Origin of the sequence: Pseudomonas sp. LG1E9, from assembly GCF_003290225.1 — a bacterium.
In the GTDB taxonomy this organism is placed as follows: Bacteria; Pseudomonadota; Gammaproteobacteria; order Pseudomonadales; family Pseudomonadaceae; genus Aquipseudomonas; species Aquipseudomonas cyclaminis.
Window position 1 is genome coordinate 5,116,852 of record NZ_CP029983.1, and the last position, 16,927, is coordinate 5,133,778.

General features: G+C 60.6%; 15 protein-coding genes and 1 pseudogene. 10 read left to right on the forward strand and 6 right to left on the reverse strand.

Annotated features, from left to right (window positions below):
- Positions 1–54: 54 nt before the first annotated feature.
- On the reverse strand, positions 55–864 hold the full coding sequence (locus DNK50_RS23375) for a UDP-2,3-diacylglucosamine diphosphatase (protein ID WP_099584100.1): 810 nt from the start codon (positions 862–864) through the stop codon (positions 55–57).
- 75 nt (positions 865–939) lie between these two features.
- Between DNK50_RS23375 and DNK50_RS23380 the strand changes: the two are divergent.
- The 3 genes and pseudogenes from DNK50_RS23380 to DNK50_RS23390 all read left to right on the forward strand — a co-directional run.
- A pseudogene (locus DNK50_RS23380) lies at positions 940–1,080 on the forward strand (AraC family transcriptional regulator); the annotation flags it as partial.
- Positions 1,081–1,227: 147 nt separating this feature from the next.
- Entirely contained in the window at positions 1,228–2,112 is an 885-nt protein-coding gene (locus DNK50_RS23385) for a DMT family transporter (protein ID WP_099584099.1), read from the forward strand.
- 132 nt (positions 2,113–2,244) lie between these two features.
- Positions 2,245–2,526 (forward strand): hypothetical protein, encoded by a 282-nt coding sequence (locus DNK50_RS23390; RefSeq protein ID WP_112196380.1) that lies wholly within the window; start codon positions 2,245–2,247, stop codon positions 2,524–2,526.
- Between the two features lie 39 nt (positions 2,527–2,565).
- Here DNK50_RS23390 and DNK50_RS23395 read toward each other — a convergent pair whose 3' ends face one another.
- Positions 2,566–2,853, reverse strand: a complete 288-nt coding sequence (locus DNK50_RS23395; RefSeq protein ID WP_099584163.1) for a SelT/SelW/SelH family protein — start codon at positions 2,851–2,853, stop codon at positions 2,566–2,568.
- Positions 2,854–2,937: 84 nt separating this feature from the next.
- On the opposite strand from DNK50_RS23395, the gene DNK50_RS23400 reads away from it, so the two are divergent.
- The gene (locus DNK50_RS23400; protein WP_099584097.1) at positions 2,938–5,127 is read left to right on the forward strand and encodes a patatin-like phospholipase family protein; all 2,190 of its coding nucleotides are present in this window, start codon (positions 2,938–2,940) and stop codon (positions 5,125–5,127) included.
- A 103-nt stretch (positions 5,128–5,230) separates the two neighbouring features.
- Here the strand turns inward: DNK50_RS23400 and DNK50_RS23405 are convergent, their stop codons facing one another.
- Positions 5,231–5,665: a MarR family transcriptional regulator gene (locus tag DNK50_RS23405; protein ID WP_028617350.1), complete on the reverse strand. Its 435-nt coding sequence runs from the start codon at positions 5,663–5,665 to the stop codon at positions 5,231–5,233.
- Positions 5,666–5,786: 121 nt separating this feature from the next.
- Complete coding sequence (gene recQ / locus DNK50_RS23410; RefSeq protein ID WP_099584096.1) at positions 5,787–7,913, reverse strand: DNA helicase RecQ; 2,127 nt, start codon at positions 7,911–7,913, stop codon at positions 5,787–5,789.
- Between the two features lie 279 nt (positions 7,914–8,192).
- Here recQ and DNK50_RS23415 point away from each other — a divergent pair, with 279 nt between their 5' ends.
- From DNK50_RS23415 to DNK50_RS23425, 3 genes are all read left to right on the forward strand, one after another.
- Positions 8,193–8,780 carry a YecA family protein gene (locus DNK50_RS23415; protein WP_112196381.1) on the forward strand — a complete coding sequence of 196 codons (588 nt, stop codon included), beginning with the start codon at positions 8,193–8,195 and terminating at the stop codon, positions 8,778–8,780.
- Between the two features lie 20 nt (positions 8,781–8,800).
- Positions 8,801–9,184 carry a YbaN family protein gene (locus DNK50_RS23420; protein ID WP_099584094.1) on the forward strand — a complete coding sequence of 128 codons (384 nt, stop codon included), beginning with the start codon at positions 8,801–8,803 and terminating at the stop codon, positions 9,182–9,184.
- 120 nt (positions 9,185–9,304) lie between these two features.
- The gene (locus tag DNK50_RS23425) at positions 9,305–12,775 is read left to right on the forward strand and encodes a PAS domain-containing hybrid sensor histidine kinase/response regulator (RefSeq protein ID WP_099584093.1); all 3,471 of its coding nucleotides are present in this window, start codon (positions 9,305–9,307) and stop codon (positions 12,773–12,775) included.
- A 62-nt stretch (positions 12,776–12,837) separates the two neighbouring features.
- On the opposite strand, the gene rmuC is transcribed toward DNK50_RS23425, so the two are convergent.
- Both rmuC and DNK50_RS23435 read right to left on the reverse strand, forming a co-directional pair.
- Positions 12,838–14,316 (reverse strand): DNA recombination protein RmuC, encoded by a 1,479-nt coding sequence (rmuC, locus tag DNK50_RS23430; RefSeq protein ID WP_112196382.1) that lies wholly within the window; start codon positions 14,314–14,316, stop codon positions 12,838–12,840.
- 61 nt (positions 14,317–14,377) lie between these two features.
- Complete coding sequence (locus DNK50_RS23435) at positions 14,378–14,701, reverse strand: hypothetical protein (protein ID WP_099584091.1); 324 nt, start codon at positions 14,699–14,701, stop codon at positions 14,378–14,380.
- Positions 14,702–15,158: 457 nt separating this feature from the next.
- Here DNK50_RS23435 and DNK50_RS23440 point away from each other — a divergent pair, with 457 nt between their 5' ends.
- The 3 genes from DNK50_RS23440 (at position 15,159) to DNK50_RS23455 (ending at position 16,897) form a co-directional block, all read left to right on the forward strand.
- Positions 15,159–15,464: a hypothetical protein gene (locus DNK50_RS23440; RefSeq protein ID WP_099584090.1), complete on the forward strand. Its 306-nt coding sequence runs from the start codon at positions 15,159–15,161 to the stop codon at positions 15,462–15,464.
- Positions 15,465–15,908: 444 nt separating this feature from the next.
- Positions 15,909–16,133: a hypothetical protein gene (locus DNK50_RS23450; protein ID WP_003175353.1), complete on the forward strand. Its 225-nt coding sequence runs from the start codon at positions 15,909–15,911 to the stop codon at positions 16,131–16,133.
- A 281-nt stretch (positions 16,134–16,414) separates the two neighbouring features.
- Positions 16,415–16,897, forward strand: a complete 483-nt coding sequence (locus DNK50_RS23455) for a hypothetical protein (RefSeq protein ID WP_099584089.1) — start codon at positions 16,415–16,417, stop codon at positions 16,895–16,897.
- Positions 16,898–16,927: the final 30 nt, after the last annotated feature.

The following is a 16,927-nucleotide window of genomic DNA, read 5'->3' on the forward strand; positions in this document are numbered from 1 at the left end:
GGACTCAAAGTGGGAGGGGGCTTGCCCCCTCCCACTTTTAGACTGCGTTGACCGCTAGCCCGCGACCATTTCTGCCTTGAGCAGCGCTTCCTTGGCCTGTGCATCCGCCAAGCGATACAACTCGATGCTCCCATCCCAGTGTTCGATCAACGCTGTGCACGACTCCACCCAATCCCCGCAGTTGAGGTAGTCCACCTCGCCGACCTTGCGAATCTCCGCATGGTGAATATGCCCGCACACCACGCCATGTAATTCGCGCTTGGTCACTTCATGGGCGATGGCTTCTTCGAAATCACTGATGAAGCTCACGGCGGTTTTGACCTTGTGCTTCAGGTACGCCGACAGCGACCAATAGCCATAGCCGTACCGCGCACGCCAGTGGTTCAACCAGCGGTTCAACGTGAGGGTAAATTCGTAGGCCGAGTCGCCGAGGAAGGCGAGCCAGCGGTGATAGCGGGTGATGACATCGAACTGATCACCGTGGATCACCAGTAAATGCCGGCCATCGGCGGTCACGTGCACCGCCTCATCCACCAACTGGATATTGCCCAGGATCAGTTTGGAATAGCGGCGCAGGAACTCATCATGGTTGCCGGTGACGTAGATCACCTCAGTGCCACGCTTGGCCATGGTCAGCAAGCGGCGGATCACGTTGGTGTGAGCCTGGGGCCAGTACATGCCGCCGCGCATTTTCCAGCCGTCGATGATATCGCCCACCAAATACACCTTGTCGGCGTGGTAGCCCTTGAGGAAGTGCGACAAATGTTCGGCCTGGCAATCCCGGGTGCCCAAGTGCACGTCGGAAATCCACAGGGTGCGTACGCGCTGCTTGCGGCTGGGTTTGGTGAACTCGGCACTGGTCATGGGCATCCCTCGACGCTGTTTTCGCGAGCTTGCGCCCTGGCGATTAATAGCCCATGACAACTGTGCGTCAGTCTGATGACAGCGTCTGTCGCCCACAGCCATGACCATGCGCAGTTGGTGTTCGGGCTGTCCGGTCATCTGGACCTGGAAGTCGATGGCCGTGGCAGCCAGGTGCGCGAAAGCAGCGTGATGGTGCTGCCCTTTTCTGCCCACCACGTTGCGCGCGTTTGGCGCCTCTCCCGGCGCGTTGCGGCGCTCGGCATAAGGCGAGTCTTACGCTAAAAATCGCGAGCTGCGCGACAGACGTCCGCACCTGTACCCTCTAGACTGCGATTCTGTTAACCCGTTGGTTCAAGGATCGCAATGACTCCCCGTTCAGCCCTCGGCGCCTTGCATATCGGCGCATTGATGTTTGGCCTTACCGGTGTATTCGGCAAGCTGGCGGCCGCCTCGCCGGCCATTATCGTCTTCGGTCGCGCCGCGTTCGCCGTCATTGCCCTGGCCGTGTTTGCGCGCTTCGCCAGCAATGCCCCGTGGAAAACCCTGGAACTGCGCGACTGGAAACGCCTGCTGGTCAGCGGCGTATTACTGGCCGCGCATTGGGTAACCTTCTTTATCGCAGTCAAGGTGGCGGGCGTGGCCGTCGCCACCCTTGGCTTCACCGCGTTCCCGGCGTTTACCGTGATCCTTGAAGGGCTGATCTTCCGCGAGCGCATTCGCGCCAATGAAGTCGTGCTGGTGGCGCTCGTCACCGTCGGCCTGGTGCTGGTGACGCCGGACTTCAACCTGGCCAGCGAAGCCACCGGCGGTTTGCTCTGGGGCATCGCCTCGGGGCTGTTGTTCTCGTTGTTGTCGCTGAATAACCGCGCCAGCTCCGGGCGAATTCCTGCCGTACAGGCTGCACTGTGTCAGAACGTGGTAGTCGCGGTGTGCCTGCTGCCCGTAGCCGCACCGGGACTTGCGGATGTGCGTGCGCTGGACTGGTTGTGGATCGGCCTGCTCGGCGTGTTCTGCACCGGCCTGGCCCACAGTCTGTTTGTCGCCAGCCTCGCGGTGATCAAGGCGCGCACCGCCTCCGTGGTTTTTGCCATGGAGCCGGTCTACGGCATCACAGTGGCCTGGCTGCTGTTCGCCGAAACCCCGACACTGCGCATGCTGTTGGGAGGCGCGTTGATCATCGTCGCCATCGTGCTTTCAGGGCTGATGGGTAGTGCCAGCCAGGCCAAACAGCCGACAGCAACGGCCTGATCTATACTTTAAACATCCGCAACAGTCTGTAGTCGTTCAACGGATAACTGACAGCTCGACAACAGCCTTGATGTGCTCTGCAGTTGCTGTAAGCGAGTGGTCACTCCTTAAACGCAATGCAGGGGTTACACCATGGAAATGTTTATCAGCTTGCTGGTTCAAATCATCAGCGGTGTCGTCGGCGGCAATGTGGCCGGCATGACCAAACAAAGCCTGGGCACCGGGCTCAATACGATGCTGGGCGGTATCGGCGGGCTCGTACTGGGCCAGGTCGCTGCGGCACTGACGGGCACTTCGGGCGGCGAGGCGCTGGATGTGGCGGCGGTCGGCAGCAATATTGTCGGCGGCGGCGTCGGCGGCCTGTTGCTGACGTGGCTCGTGGGCTTCATCAAAAGCAAGATGGCCGCCAAGTAGCGGCCTCCATCCGTCACCGCCAGCCGATGGCGGTGACCTTCACGGCGTGCGGTCGTTGTGCCCCAGGTCGCGCTGCGGGTCGATCTGATCGCGCACGCGCTGCTTGAGCACCTTGGCCTCAGGGAAACCGCCGTCAGCCTTGCGCTCCCAGATCTGCACGCCATCGCAGGTGATGCGAAACGCACCACCGGTTGCCGGTTCCAGGGACACTTTGCCCAAGTCATCGGCAAAGGTGCTTAACAGCTCCTGCGCCAACCACGCGGCGCGCAGCAGCCATTGGCACTGGGTGCAATAGGTGATCACGATCTCGGGTTTGCTGGCGGACATCATTTGACAAGTTCCTGGCATGACGAGGGATGAGGTTCGAGTGGCTATAATACCGGCCTTTTTCGCCCAGCCCTGAGATTCCTGATGCGCCGCCTGCTGTCCTGCCTGTTTCTGTGCCTCGTCCCCCTGCTTGCCGATGCCGTAGAGCCGCCCCGCCCGAAAATCGGCCTGGTGCTGTCCGGCGGTGCCGCCCGCGGGCTGGCGCACATTGGCGTGCTCAAGGCCCTGGAGGAACAGGGCATCCATATCGACGCCATCGCCGGCACCAGCATGGGCGCGGTGATTGGTGGGCTGTATGCCTCAGGCTACAAGATCGACGAACTGGAAAAGCTCGCCCTCGGCATCGACTGGCAGCAGGCGCTGTCCGACGCACCGCCGCGTGAAGACGTGCCGTTTCGGCGCAAGCAGGATGACCGGGATTTCCTGGTCAAGCAGAAGCTCAGCTTTCGCGATGACGGCAGCCTCGGCCTTCCGCTCGGCGTGATCCAGGGCCAGAACCTGGCGCTGCTGCTGGAAAGCATGTTCGCCCACAGCAGCAACACGCGCAATTTTGACAAGCTGCCGATCCCCTTCCGCGCCGTGGCCACCGACATCACGACTGGCGAGAAAGTGGTGTTCAGCAAGGGCCATCTGCCCCAGGTGATCCGCGCCAGTATGTCGATTCCGGCAGTGTTCGCCCCGGTCGAGCTGGATGGCCGGCTACTGGTGGATGGCGGCATGACCGATAACATCCCGCTGGATGTGGCGCGGGAGATGGGCGTGGATATCGCCATCGTGGTCGACATCGGCACCCCGCTGCGCTCGCGCAAGCAACTCGCCACCGTGGTGGACGTACTCAACCAGTCCATCACCCTGATGACCCGGCGCAACTCCGAGGAACAACTCAAGGCCCTCAACCCCAAGGACGTGCTGATCCAGCCGCCCCTGGCGGCCTATGGCGTGACCGACTTTGGCCGCGCCAAGGACATGATCGACGCCGGCTACCGCGCCACCCGCGCCCTCGATCTGCGCCTGGCCCATTTACGCCCCGCCGAACCGGTTGACCCCCAACTGGCGGCCGCGCGTACGCCGGGCGAGCGCACCCCGGTGATCACTGCGATCCGGCTGGAAAACGACTCGAAAGTCAGCGACGACGTGATCCGCTATTACATCCGCCAACCGCTGGGCGAACCCTTGAACCTCGGCCGCCTGCAAACCGACATGGGTACCTTGTATGGCCTGGATTACTTCGAGCAGGTGCAATACCGCGTGGTGAAAAAGGGCCAGGACAACACCCTGGTGATCAGTGCACGCGGCAAGCGCAGCGGCACCGACTACCTGCGCCTGGGCTTGAACCTGTCAGACGATATGCGCGGCGACAGCGCCTTCAACCTTGGCGCGAGCTACCGCATGAACGGCATCAACCGCCTCGGCGCTGAATGGCTCACGCGGGTACAGATCGGTGATCGGCAAGAACTGTACAGCGAGTTCTACCAACCGATGGACGCGGGCTCACGCTACTTCATCGCGCCCTACCTCAGCGCCCAGGCGCAGAACGTCGAGCTGATTCTGGACAACGACCCCATCTCCGAATACCGCCTGGAGCGCTATGGTTTCGGCCTGAACGTGGGGCGCCAGATCGGTAACAGCGGCGAGATCCGCTTCGGCGTCGGCGAGGCCTGGGGCAAGGCGGATGTGCGCATCGGCGACCGCGACCTGCCGAGCGTGAGTTTCAGCGAAGGCTTCTATGAGCTGAAGTACTCCTTCGACTCCCTCGATAACGTGTACTTCCCGCATACCGGCGAAGACATCGGCCTGGCCTACCGCGAGTTCGAACCGGGACTGGGTTCGGACCAGCGCTATCGACAGTGGGAATTCAAACTGGACAAGGCCATGAGCCATGGCCCGGACACGCTGGTGCTGGGCGGTCGCTACGGGCGCACCCTGGATGATTCGGATGTGGTGATTTCCAGCTTCCTGCTGGGCGGTGCGCGGCAGTTGTCGGGCTTCCGCCAGGATGCAATTTCCGGGCAGAACATCAGCCTGATGCGTGCGGTCTACTACCGCCGACTGACGCCGCGTTCCTACTTGCCGTTGGATTTCCCACTGTATATGGGCGCATCCCTGGAGCGGGGCCGGGCATGGAACAACGACAATGAGTTCGACAGCGGATATATCAACGCTGCAAGTATTTTCCTGGGGTTTGATACGCCGTTGGGGCCCCTGAATTTCAGCTATGGGTTCAACGACGATAATCAGAAGGCGGTGTACCTGAACCTGGGGCAGACGTTCTGACGCTACGCCGAACCCGTGTTGAAGCGCTTAATTGTGGTTAGCCCGCTCACCACAACAGGCCCGCTAACCACAGCAAGCCAGCCGGGCATAATCAGCGTTTAGATCAGGACTTTTCCAGATTCGCCAGAATGTGCCCATGCACGCGCATGCACACGCTCAAATCCGCTTCATCCACGCCCACGAACAACTCGTGGCGCAGCGCGGTGGCAATGGTTTCAATCTGTTCGATCAACGGCCGTGCGGTGTCGCACAGCAGGATGCGTTTGGCGCGTCGGTCTTCCACCACCGCCTGGCGTTGCACCAGGCCCTGGCCTTCAAGGCTGTCGAGCAAGCGCGCCAGGGTCGGCCCTTCTACACCAACGCTTTGCGCCAGCTCGCGCTGAGTGGGGGCTTCTTCGAAACGGGCCAGGTGCAGCAGCACCAGCCAGCGCGCCTGGGACAAGCCCAGCCCCGCCAAACGGCGGTCGAGCTCGGCGCGCCAACCTCGGGACATTTGCGCCAGTTGCATGCCAAAGCGGTGTTGATCGGTTAACGGCATAAAAAACTCATGGGTTAGACTGAAAATAAAGTGTGGCTAATTATTAGCCAGCTAAGCATGAGCCCCGCCACTAGGCAAGAGTTGCTATGTACTGAATCGTTACGTTGTCGTAATTGGCACACTAAATTTCGAATTCAGACTGCAAAGCGGCCCTTACGCAGTACAAAACGCCCTCAGGTACACGTCCGGCAAACAGGGGGGCGATCTCAGCAACGGGTGGCAATTCGCCTTCTCCGTCGAGGAATGCGTCCTGGATTTCACCGAGCAAATCTTCCGGTAAATCAAGGGCCTGCTCCAAGGACAGCTGCTGCTTGCCGATCGATTCAGCGAGCAAGGTGTAGACGTTCTTCTCCGAGCATTGCAGCTGGCCGGCGATCTGGATCGGGGTCATGCCGGCACGTGCCAGGCTGATGAGTTCGTGGCGGATATCGGCGATTTCCTTCGGCGCTTCGGCCTGGCCGCCGAGCACTTCGAGGAACGCCTGGCCGTAGCGCTCCAGCTTGCGCGCACCAACACCGCTGACCCGCGCCATCTCGGCCATGGTGGTGGGCTGCTCGCGCAGCATTTCCAGCAAGGTGGAATCGGGGAAAATAACGTACGGCGGCACGCTGTGTTCCTGGGCGAGCTTGCGCCGCAGGGTACGCAGGGCTTCCCACTGTTCGCGCTCCTCGCCGCGTACAAGCTGGCTGGCCTGACTGGTGCTGGTCTTGACGGTGGTTTGCGGCTTGAGGTCGCGACGCAGTTCCAGGCTCACTTCACCCTTGAGCAGCGGGCGGCAGCTGTCGTTAAGACGCAGACCGCCGTAGCCTTCGATATCGATGTCCACCAGGCCGCGTGCGACCATCTGACGGAACAGCGAACGCCACTCGCCCTCGGCGCGGGCTTTGCCGACACCGTAGACCGAGAGTTTCTCATGGCCGAAACTGCGGACTTTTTCGTTGTCCTTGCCCAGCAACACATCCACCAGATGGCCCACGCCGTAGCGCTGGCCAGTGCGGTAGATGGTCGACAGCGCCTGGCGCGCCGGCTCGGTGGCGTCCCACGTCTGCACGCCATCCATGCAGTTATCACAGTGGCCGCACGGCTGCGGCATGTCTTCGTCGAAATACGCCAGCAGGGTCTGGCGGCGGCAGCGGGTCTCTTCGCACAGCGAGAGCATGGCGTCGAGCTTGTGCTGCTCCAGGCGCTTGTGGCGCTCGTCGCCTTCGGAGTTCTGCAGCATCTGCTTGAGCATCACCACGTCCTGCAGGCCGTAGACCATCCATGCATCCGCCGGCAGGCCATCACGGCCGGCGCGGCCAGTTTCCTGGTAGTACGCCTCAAGGGATTTGGGCAGGTCCATGTGGGCCACGAAGCGCACGTTGGATTTATCGATGCCCATGCCGAACGCGATGGTGGCCACCATGATCAAGCCTTCCTCGTTGAGGAAGCGCTTCTGGTGAGCAGAGCGGGTTTCGTTGGGCAAACCAGCGTGATACGGCAGCGCCGGATAGCCTTGTTCACAGAGAAATGCAGCGACTTCATCGACCTTCTTGCGCGACAGGCAGTAGACGATGCCCGCATCGCTGCGCCGTTCAGAGAGGAACGCGAGCAACTGCTTGCGCGGCTGCTCCTTGGGCACGATGCGGTAGAAAATATTCGGCCGGTCAAAGCTCGACAGGAAACGCTCGGCATTCTGCAGGTGCAGGCGTTCGACGATTTCTTCGCGGGTGCGCTTGTCGGCCGTGGCGGTCAGGGCAATGCGCGGAACGTCGGGAAACAGCTCGGCCAATTGACCCAGCTGCAAATACTCGCGGCGGAAATCATGACCCCACTGGGAGACACAGTGGGCTTCGTCGATGGCGAACAGGGCAATTTCCAGGCTCTGCAAAAACGCCAGCATGCGCGGCTGCACCAGGCGCTCGGGGGCCAGGTAGAGCATTTTGACTTCGCCGCGCTTGATGCGTGCGGCCAGGTCGCGCTGCTGCTCGGCGCTGAGGGTGGAGTTCAAGGCAGCCGCGGCGACGCCGAGCTCTTCCAGGGTCGCGACCTGGTCGTCCATCAGCGCGATCAGCGGCGACACCACCACGGCCAGCCCGTTGCGCAACAACGCCGGCACCTGGAAACACAATGACTTGCCGCCGCCGGTAGGCATCAGTACCAGGGCATCACCACCCTTGGCCACGCGCTCAATGATCGCACCCTGGCGGCCACGAAAACTGTCGTAGCCGAAGATGTCCTTGAGGACGCGTTGAGCCTGATCGAGCATGTATAACTCCAACAAAATAGTGCCGAAATCCCTCTGTACAGGCTGGTCGAAAAAACGCGGATTCACGAAAAATAATCCGTAAGCGAAGTTTTCTCGACCTGGCGCTTGGCCTGCAGGGGCATCACAAAACGCGGCAGTATACCCGAGCGCCATCCGGCAAAGGGCGCCGCTGACGAATTGCAGCCCGTCTCTAAAACCTGGCAAATGTGCACGCCGACTGGCTTGGGCGCGCAAGAAAGCCTAGAATTCAGCATCGTTTATTCCCAAGGTAATTCTTCAATGTCCTTCGCTGAGCAACTAACCCGCCTGCAAGCCTTCCTCGACGCCGATGAGCTGCATGACGAGGCGCTGGACTACGTGGCCGCCCACGGCTACCTGACCGCCCTGTCGATCTGCTCCGAAGTCGTTCCCGACCGCGAATGGATCGATGCGCTGTTCGCCGAAGAGCCGCATTACGAAAACGACGCCCATCGCGAAGAAATCGAATCCACCCTGCTGGCCCTCAAGGCCCACATCGCTCGCCAACTGGCGTCTGATGAAGAGTTCGAGCTGCCTTGCGAACTGGACCTGGGCGACGACCCGGACGACTCCGACCTGCGCGGCTGGTGCATCGGCTTCATGGAAGGCGTATTCCTGCGTGAAGCCGCCTGGTTCGAAACCGCCGAGGAAGAAGTCAGCGAAATGCTCCTGCCGATCATGGTCGGTTCAGGGCTGTTTGAAGAAGAAGCTGAATTTTCTGATATCGCCGCCGACGCCAACCTGATGGACGACATGATCGTCCAGATCCCGGAAGCCCTGACCGCCCTGTACCTGCTGTGCAACGCCCCTGACGAAAAACCGGCGATCCTCAAGCCACGTCACCACTGAGTCCCTTGCCCGTGACACCCATGGGCAATCGCTCGCTGCTCCTGCGCTACGTGCTGCTGGCTATCGGCTGGCTGAGCGTAGCGCTGGGGGTGATCGGCATTTTCCTACCGGTATTGCCGACCACGCCCTTTCTGCTGCTCGCCGCCGCCTGCTTCGCCCGAAGCTCCCCACGTTTCTACCACTGGCTGGTACAACACCCGCGCCTGGGCCCATGGATTCGAGATTATCTGGACGGCAACGGCATCCCGCTCAAGGGCAAGGTCTACGCCATCGGCTTGATGTGGCTGAGCATCGGCCTGTCCTGCTACCTCGTGCCACTGCCATGGGCACGCGGGTTCATGCTGACCAGCGCGGTATTGGTGACGATCTACATCCTGCGTCAGAAAACCCTGCCCCCACGCTAAACGCCGCCCTGCGACATTAGATCCCACACGACCTTGGTCGACACTGACTAACCCCAGCCATCATGCGAGACTGTCCAACCGGGCCTGGAATGCCTGGGTGTTCCTATGCTCGGAGTTACCATGACGCTGTCCAGCGGGCTGATCGCCGCCGTTGCCCTGGCCTATATGGCCATTATGTTTGCCATCGCCTTCTACGGTGACCGCCGCCGTGCGCCTTTGCCGCCGCGTGTGCGCGCCTGGGTGTACAGCCTGTCGCTCGCGGTGTATTGCACCAGTTGGACCTTCTTCGGCGCCGTAGGCCAGGCCGCCGAGCAGTTGTGGGCGTTTTTACCGATCTACCTCGGACCGGTGTTGTTGCTGGTGTTGGCACCCTGGGTGCTGCAGAAGATGATTCTGATCAGCAAGCAGGAAAACATCACCTCCATCGCAGACTTTATCGCCGCACGCTACGGCAAGTCCCAGTCCCTGGCCGTGGTGGTCGCGTTGATTTGCCTGGTCGGCGTGCTGCCCTACATCGCCCTGCAACTCAAAGGCATCGTGCTGGGGGTGAACCTGCTGATCGGCGCTGGCGCCGACACCACCGGCACGCGGGCCCAGGACACGGCGCTGATCGTGTCGCTGGTGTTGGCGCTGTTCACCATTGTGTTTGGCACGCGCAACCTCGACGCCACGGAGCACCACCGTGGCATGGTGCTGGCGATTGCGTTTGAATCCCTGGTCAAGCTATTCGCGTTTCTCGCAGTGGGCGCGTTTGTGACCTACGGCCTCTATGACGGTTTCGGCGACCTGTTCAGCCAGGCAATGCTCGCTCCACGGCTGGAAGAATACTGGAAGGAAACCGTCAACTGGCCGTCGATGGTGGTGCAGACCGGCGTGGCGATGATGGCAATCATCTGCTTGCCGCGACAGTTTCATGTGACCGTCGTCGAGAACATCGACCCACAGGATTTGCGCGTCGCCAAATGGGTATTCCCGGCGTATCTGATCCTTGCTGCGCTGTTCGTGATCCCCATCGCCCTCGGCGGCAAGATGCTGCTGCCGGGCTCGGTGTTGCCGGATTCCTATGTGATCAGCCTGCCCATGGCCGAAGCCCATCCGGCGCTGGCGGTGCTGGCATTTATCGGCGGCGCCTCGGCGGCCACCGGCATGGTGATTGTGGCGAGCATTGCCTTGTCGACCATGGTTTCCAACGACATGTTGCTACCGTGGCTGTTGCGCCGCTCCAGCGCCGAGCGGCCGTTCGAGGTGTTCCGCCACTGGATGCTCTCGGTGCGCCGGGTCAGCATTGTGATCATTCTACTGCTGGCTTACGTGAGCTACCGTTTGCTGGGTTCTACGGCGAGCCTGGCGACTATCGGTCAGATCGCGTTTGCCGCCGTGACCCAGCTCGCCCCGGCCATGCTCGGCGCACTGTATTGGAAACAGGCCAACCGGCGCGGGGTGTTTGCCGGGTTGGCGGCGGGCACATTCCTGTGGTTCTACACCTTGGTCCTACCCGTAACGGCGAAAAGCCTGGGCTGGTCCCTCAGCCTTTTCCCCGGCCTTACGTGGATGCATTCCCACCCACTGGGGTTGTCCGTCACGCCCCTCACCTTGGGCACCGTGTTCTCCCTGGCGGGCAACTTCACCTTGTTTGTGTGGGTGTCGATGCTGTCGCGCACGCGGGTGTCGGAGCACTGGCAAGCCGGGCGTTTTATCGGTCAAGAGATCAGCCAGCGTGCCAATGCCCGTTCGATGCTGTCGGTACAGATCAGCGACCTGCTGAGCCTGGCGGCGCGTTTTGTCGGTGAAGAACGGGCACAGCAAAGTTTTATCCGCTTCGCCTATCGCCAGGGCAAAGGCTTTAACCCCAATCAGAATGCCGATAACGACTGGATCGCCCATACTGAGCGCCTGCTGGCCGGTGTGCTCGGTGCCTCTTCGACTCGCGCGGTAGTAAAAGCTGCGATTGAAGGGCGGGAAATGCAACTGGAGGACGTAGTACGCATCGCCGATGAAGCGTCGGAAGTCCTGCAGTTCAACCGAGCGCTGCTGCAAGGTGCCATCGAGAACATCACCCAGGGCATCAGCGTGGTCGACCAGTCGCTCAAGCTGGTAGCCTGGAACCGGCGCTACCTGGAACTGTTCAACTATCCCGACGGGCTGATCAGCGTGGGCCGGCCTATCGCCGACATCATCCGCTACAACGCCGAGCGCGGCCTGTGTGGCCCCGGCGAGGCTGAAGTGCATGTGGCGCGACGCCTGCACTGGATGCGCCAGGGCCGCGCGCACACCTCCGAGCGCTTGTTCCCGAACGGACGGGTGATCGAGCTGATCGGCAACCCGATGCCCGGCGGTGGGTTTGTCATGAGTTTCACCGACATCACCGCGTTCCGCGAAGCCGAGCAGGCCCTCACTGAAGCCAACGAAGGCCTGGAGCAGCGGGTGACCGAGCGCACCCATGAACTGTCGCAGCTGAATGTGGCGCTCACCGATGCCAAAGGCGTGGCCGAATCCGCCAGCCAGTCGAAGACACGCTTTCTCGCGGCCGTCAGTCATGACCTGATGCAACCCTTGAACGCCGCACGCCTGTTCTCCGCCGCCCTCTCCCACCAGAACGACGGCCTGTCCACTGAAGCCCGGCAACTGGTGCAACACCTGGACAGCTCGCTGCGCTCGGCTGAAGACCTGATCAGCGACCTGCTGGATATCTCGCGCCTGGAAAACGGCAAGATCAACCCACAGCGCCAGCCCTTTGTGCTCAACGAACTCTTCGACACCCTGGGCGCGGAATTCAAGGCGCTGGCCCAGGAGCAGGGTTTGCGTTTCCGCCTGCGCGGCAGTCGCCTGCGGGTCGACAGCGACATCAAGCTGCTGCGACGGATCCTGCAGAATTTCCTGACCAACGCTTTCCGTTACGCCGATGGCCCGGTGCTGCTTGGCGTACGCCGGCGCAAGGGTGGGTTGTGCCTGGAAGTGTGGGACAGAGGCCCCGGCATTCCGCAGGATAAACAGAAGGTGATCTTTGAAGAATTCAAGCGTCTGGACAGCCACCAGACCCGCGCCGAAAAAGGCCTGGGCCTGGGTCTGGCAATCGCCGACGGCCTGTGCCGCGTGCTGGGCCATCGCCTGAGCGTGCGCTCGTGGCCAGGCAAAGGCAGCGTATTCAGCGTGCGCGTGCCGCTGGCGCGCAACCAGGCCAGCCCGCAGCCCAAGCCGACAGCGGAAAACGGCCAACCCTTGAGCGGTGCGCAGGTGCTGTGCGTGGATAATGAAGAGAGCATCCTGATCGGCATGCGCAGCCTGCTGACGCGCTGGGGCTGCGAGGTGTGGACCGCCACCGACCAGGCGCAATGCGCGGCATTGTTGGCTGAAGGGGTGCGGCCGCAACTGGCTCTGGTGGATTACCACCTGGACCATGGCGAGACCGGTACGCAATTGATGGGTTGGCTGCGCGCGCAATTGGCGGAGCCGATTCCCGGCGTGGTCATCAGTGCCGATGGCCGCCCGGAGATGCTGGCCGAGGTGCATGCGGCGGGGTTGGATTACCTCGCCAAGCCGGTGAAGCCTGCGGCGTTACGGGCGTTGTTGAGTCGGCATTTGCCCTTATAGGCTGTCTGTACTCAACCAAAATGTGGGAGGGGGCTTGCTCCTTCCCACACTTCGATCTGCGTTTACTCGGGGACGTGCGCTACTCCATCTGAATCGGTCATCGCCCGCTCCAACAGATCGGCCGGCAGGCTTTTACTCGCGCGAGCGCCGAGCAACCGCAATTGCTCGGTACGACTGACCAGATTTCCGCGCCCATCTGTCAGCTTGTTTCGCGCCGCGCTGTAAGCCTTATCCAACTGCTGCAGACGGTTGCCCACTTCGTCCAGATCCTGAATAAACAGCACAAACTTGTCATACAGCCAACCCGCACGCTCGGCGATTTCACGGGCGTTCTGGCTTTGGCGTTCCTGCTTCCACAAGCTGTCGATCACCCGCAGCGTAGCGAGCAATGTGGTGGGGCTGACGATCACGATATGGCGGTCGAAGGCCTCCTGAAACAGATTCGGCTCGGCCTGCAACGCGGCGGAAAATGCCGCTTCGATCGGCACGAACAGCAACACAAAATCCAGGCTGTGCAAACCTTCCAGGCGTTTGTAATCCTTGCCGGCCAAGCCTTTGACGTGATTGCGCAGCGACAGTACGTGCTGCTTCAGTGCCGCCCGGCCGATCACTTCATCATCGGCCGCGACGTACTGCTGATAAGCCGTCAGGCTGACCTTGGAGTCCACCACCACCTGCTTGTCGCCGGGCAACATGATCAGCACATCCGGCTGGAAGCGCTCGCCGTCCGGCCCTTTGAGGCTGACCTGGGTCTGGTATTCGCGGCCCTTTTCGAGACCTGCATGTTCCAAGACCCGCTCGAGGATCAGTTCGCCCCAGTTGCCCTGGGTTTTCTGGCCCTTGAGGGCGCGGGTGAGGTTGGTGGCTTCGTCTGACAGGCGCAGGTTCAGTTGCTGTAGGCGCTCAAGCTCCTTCGCCAAGGAAAAACGCTCACGGGCCTCGTTCTGATAGCTCTCTTCCACGCGCTTTTCAAAGGACTGGATGCGCTCTTTCAACGGGTCGAGCAGCTGGCCCAGGCGTTCCTGACTGGTTTCGGCAAAACGCTGTTCACGTTCGTCGAAGATTTTGCCGGCCAACTCGGCGAACTGTGCGCGCAGCTCATCCCGCGAGCCTTGCAGGTCAGTGAGGCGCTGTTGATGGCTGTCCTGCTGCTCGCGCAGTTCAGCGCGCAAGCCGGCCGCCAGGGCGTCGAGGCGGCGCAATTCGGTGTCCTTCGCGCTGCGGTCGAGGTTCCAGGCGTGGGCGGCATCGCGGGCGTTGTCACGGTCGATCTGCAACAGCTCGACTTCACGGCGCACGGCGGCAAGGTCGGCTTGCTTGGCGGCGTTGGCTTGGCTCAGGTCGCTGATTTCATCGCGACTGGCATCCAGTTGGGCGGCGAGCCCCTCCTGCGCCAGTTGCGCGTTGGCCAGGCGCTCTTCGAGCAGTTCCCAGCCGGTGGTGCGCGCGCTCAACCGCCGCTGGATCTGCCAGCACACGGCCAATAAAGGCACTGCAGCGCCAGCAACGCCCAAGGCGATACTGGTCCAGTCAAAAGCCATAGCCATTTCTGCCATCACCGAAAAAGAGCAAGGTTAACCAAGCATAGGGCGCGAAGACAGCTCAGTCTTCGACCTGGCCCAGTTCGCGTTGGGCGCGACGGTCACCGGCACGGGCTGCCAGGCGCAGCAGGTCGTGGCCGATGCGACGGTCGCGGGCGTTGCCGCACTCACGGCACATCAATTGGCCGAGGCGGCTCTGCGCGGCGACCACGCCTTCACGGGCCGGCTGCTTGAGCAAGCGCCCGGCGAAATGTTTGACGTTGTTGCTGTGCCCCAGGCGCGGGCTGTCGAGCAACCACAGGGCAACCTTCAAGGAGAAGCGCTTGGGTGCGGTAACAGTCTGTGGGGTATCGGTAACAGGAGTTGATACTGAGCGAAACTTCATAAAGCACTGTGGGGCAGAACGGAAGGCGCGCCACTCTACTCTTTTTTTCGTACAGGTAAAGCTGAAAAAACCGTGCACGCCCGTTCTAGAGCAAGCGCTCGGGACAATCCACAGAAGCTGTGGATAACTCAGTGGACAACCCACCTTTAACTCGCGCAAAGGCCCATGGAACGGGGCTCGCAGTCAAACTGACGATTTTTTCACCAATAAAAAAAAGCCAGATTTTTCATTGACTTAAATTTTCATTGCAGGCAAATGCCGGCCCGGCGACGCAGTTGACAGCTAGGTTACACACCTCGCAACTAATGTGCACAAGTACCGCTCCGATGGTTATATCCCCGGCTTTTTTTGAAGCGACTGACTTCAAAAATGTTACCGCCGCCGCAAAACGGGGACTTTTCAAATCCATACCGGCTCGCCACACTGCCCGACGGGCAACGCAACGCTGGGTAGGTCGATGAAAGGAATTCTGTTATTCGCCGTGTGGTTACTGGCCATCTGCGCCATCTCATTGGGGATCAATGTCGCGCTGCCATCCCCGGATGGGGCGCTGTTTGCCATCGCGATCCTGCTGTCGGCCGCTTTCACGGCCGTAAGCCTGTGCATCGAGCTGGGTGAAGGCCGCATCAACGATATGGCCGATGTGATGAAGGCGGTCGAGACCGGCCAATCACTGCGTCTGACCCTTGCCGCCTATGGGCTGGGCTGCTCGATGGCGGCGGCCGTCACCGTATTGGTCTACCGCAGCCTGCTGGGCAGCTGATTGAAGTTTTTTGGCTAACACACTTCCCTTACCTGTTTCAATCCGTTACTATCCGCGGCGTTAGTACCAAGCTGAAAGTCAATTCTGGTCGAACAACTCCCCTGAACAACACGGGATCGACCACCTCGATGGTTTCCAGGTATCACTTGCGACGACACTGCCTTTGAACAAGCAAAGGGTGTTGCGAAGTTTCCATACTCTGACCGAACCAACCTGCAAATTGATCAGGATCTTCACCCTGGGCCCAGAACCTTTGCCCCTGTTGTGTTGCCTGCCCTCCTAAGTACCTACCTGCCAGCCCAAGCGCGCCTAACTTATTAGCGCTTCAAACTGGCTGCTTTGTTCCAGTCGGGTTCTTCGTTTGATCAATGGTGATCAACGTTACTGGAACGTTTTAACGTTGCACGGTTCTTAATCCGTGTCATTTGTAGGAACACCAATAATATGAACGCTCAAATCCATACTCAGGATGCCATTCGCACCCTCACCAATGCTTTTGCTCCAATGAACTGCCTGATCATGGCCGCTCGCAAAGGCTGCTTCAGCTTCACCCTGGTCAACGAACACGGCATCGCTCGTCACAGCGAACGCCTGTACCCCGATCAATACTCCAGCGCAGAACCGCTGCAGGCCGTGATCGAGCGTACCCGTCAGGCACTGGTTGCCTGATCGACCCGAGTCGCTGAAACACAAAAAACCCTGTTTAAAACACAGGGTTTTTTATTGCCCGCGATTTGAGTTTTGCGCAGATTCACTAAGTTCAAATCGATATAAACGTTATAACTGGATGAATAAGATGTTTTAAAAACAGTCCTTTACATCACGAATATGACACTACACTTCAACTCAAGCGGCATGATCCGCTTGCGGCGAGCCTGAGATCCGATCCACTGCTGCCAAGCCCCCTCCTTCTCAGGCCTCGCCCACCACTTTCACGGATTGAGGCTTGTATGGGTATCGCTGCCAGTGAATTGTGTCGTTATGTAATCCGGCCGACGTTGATGTACCTCGGCCGGGAAAGTCCTACGGCTGAGTCCCTGCTGCTGGGTATTGCCGCCAGCCAGTCGGAATTGGGTTCAGCCTTGCACGATCGACGCGGCCACGGCCTGTACAGCATCACCGAACCCCGCCATCGCGCGTTGTGGGACACCTATCTGGCGCTCGATCCGGAACGTGCCAGCCTGGTACGCGGCTTGGCCAGCCAACATGCGTTCCTCAGCGCGCCCCAGTTGGAGCTCACCGTCAACCTGCGTTACGCCACGGCAATCGCCTGGCTCCTGGTAGAACAACACAGCCCCGCACTGCCGGCGGCCGGTGATGTTTTAGCCATGGCACGTATCTGGAAAGAAATATTTCATCCGCAAGGAAGGCTGCGCGATTTCACTCAAACCTGGCAAACCTGTGTTTCACCCATGAATCACGCGGTTTGCTGACCGGGCAATTTGCAAGATTCGCCAAAAACG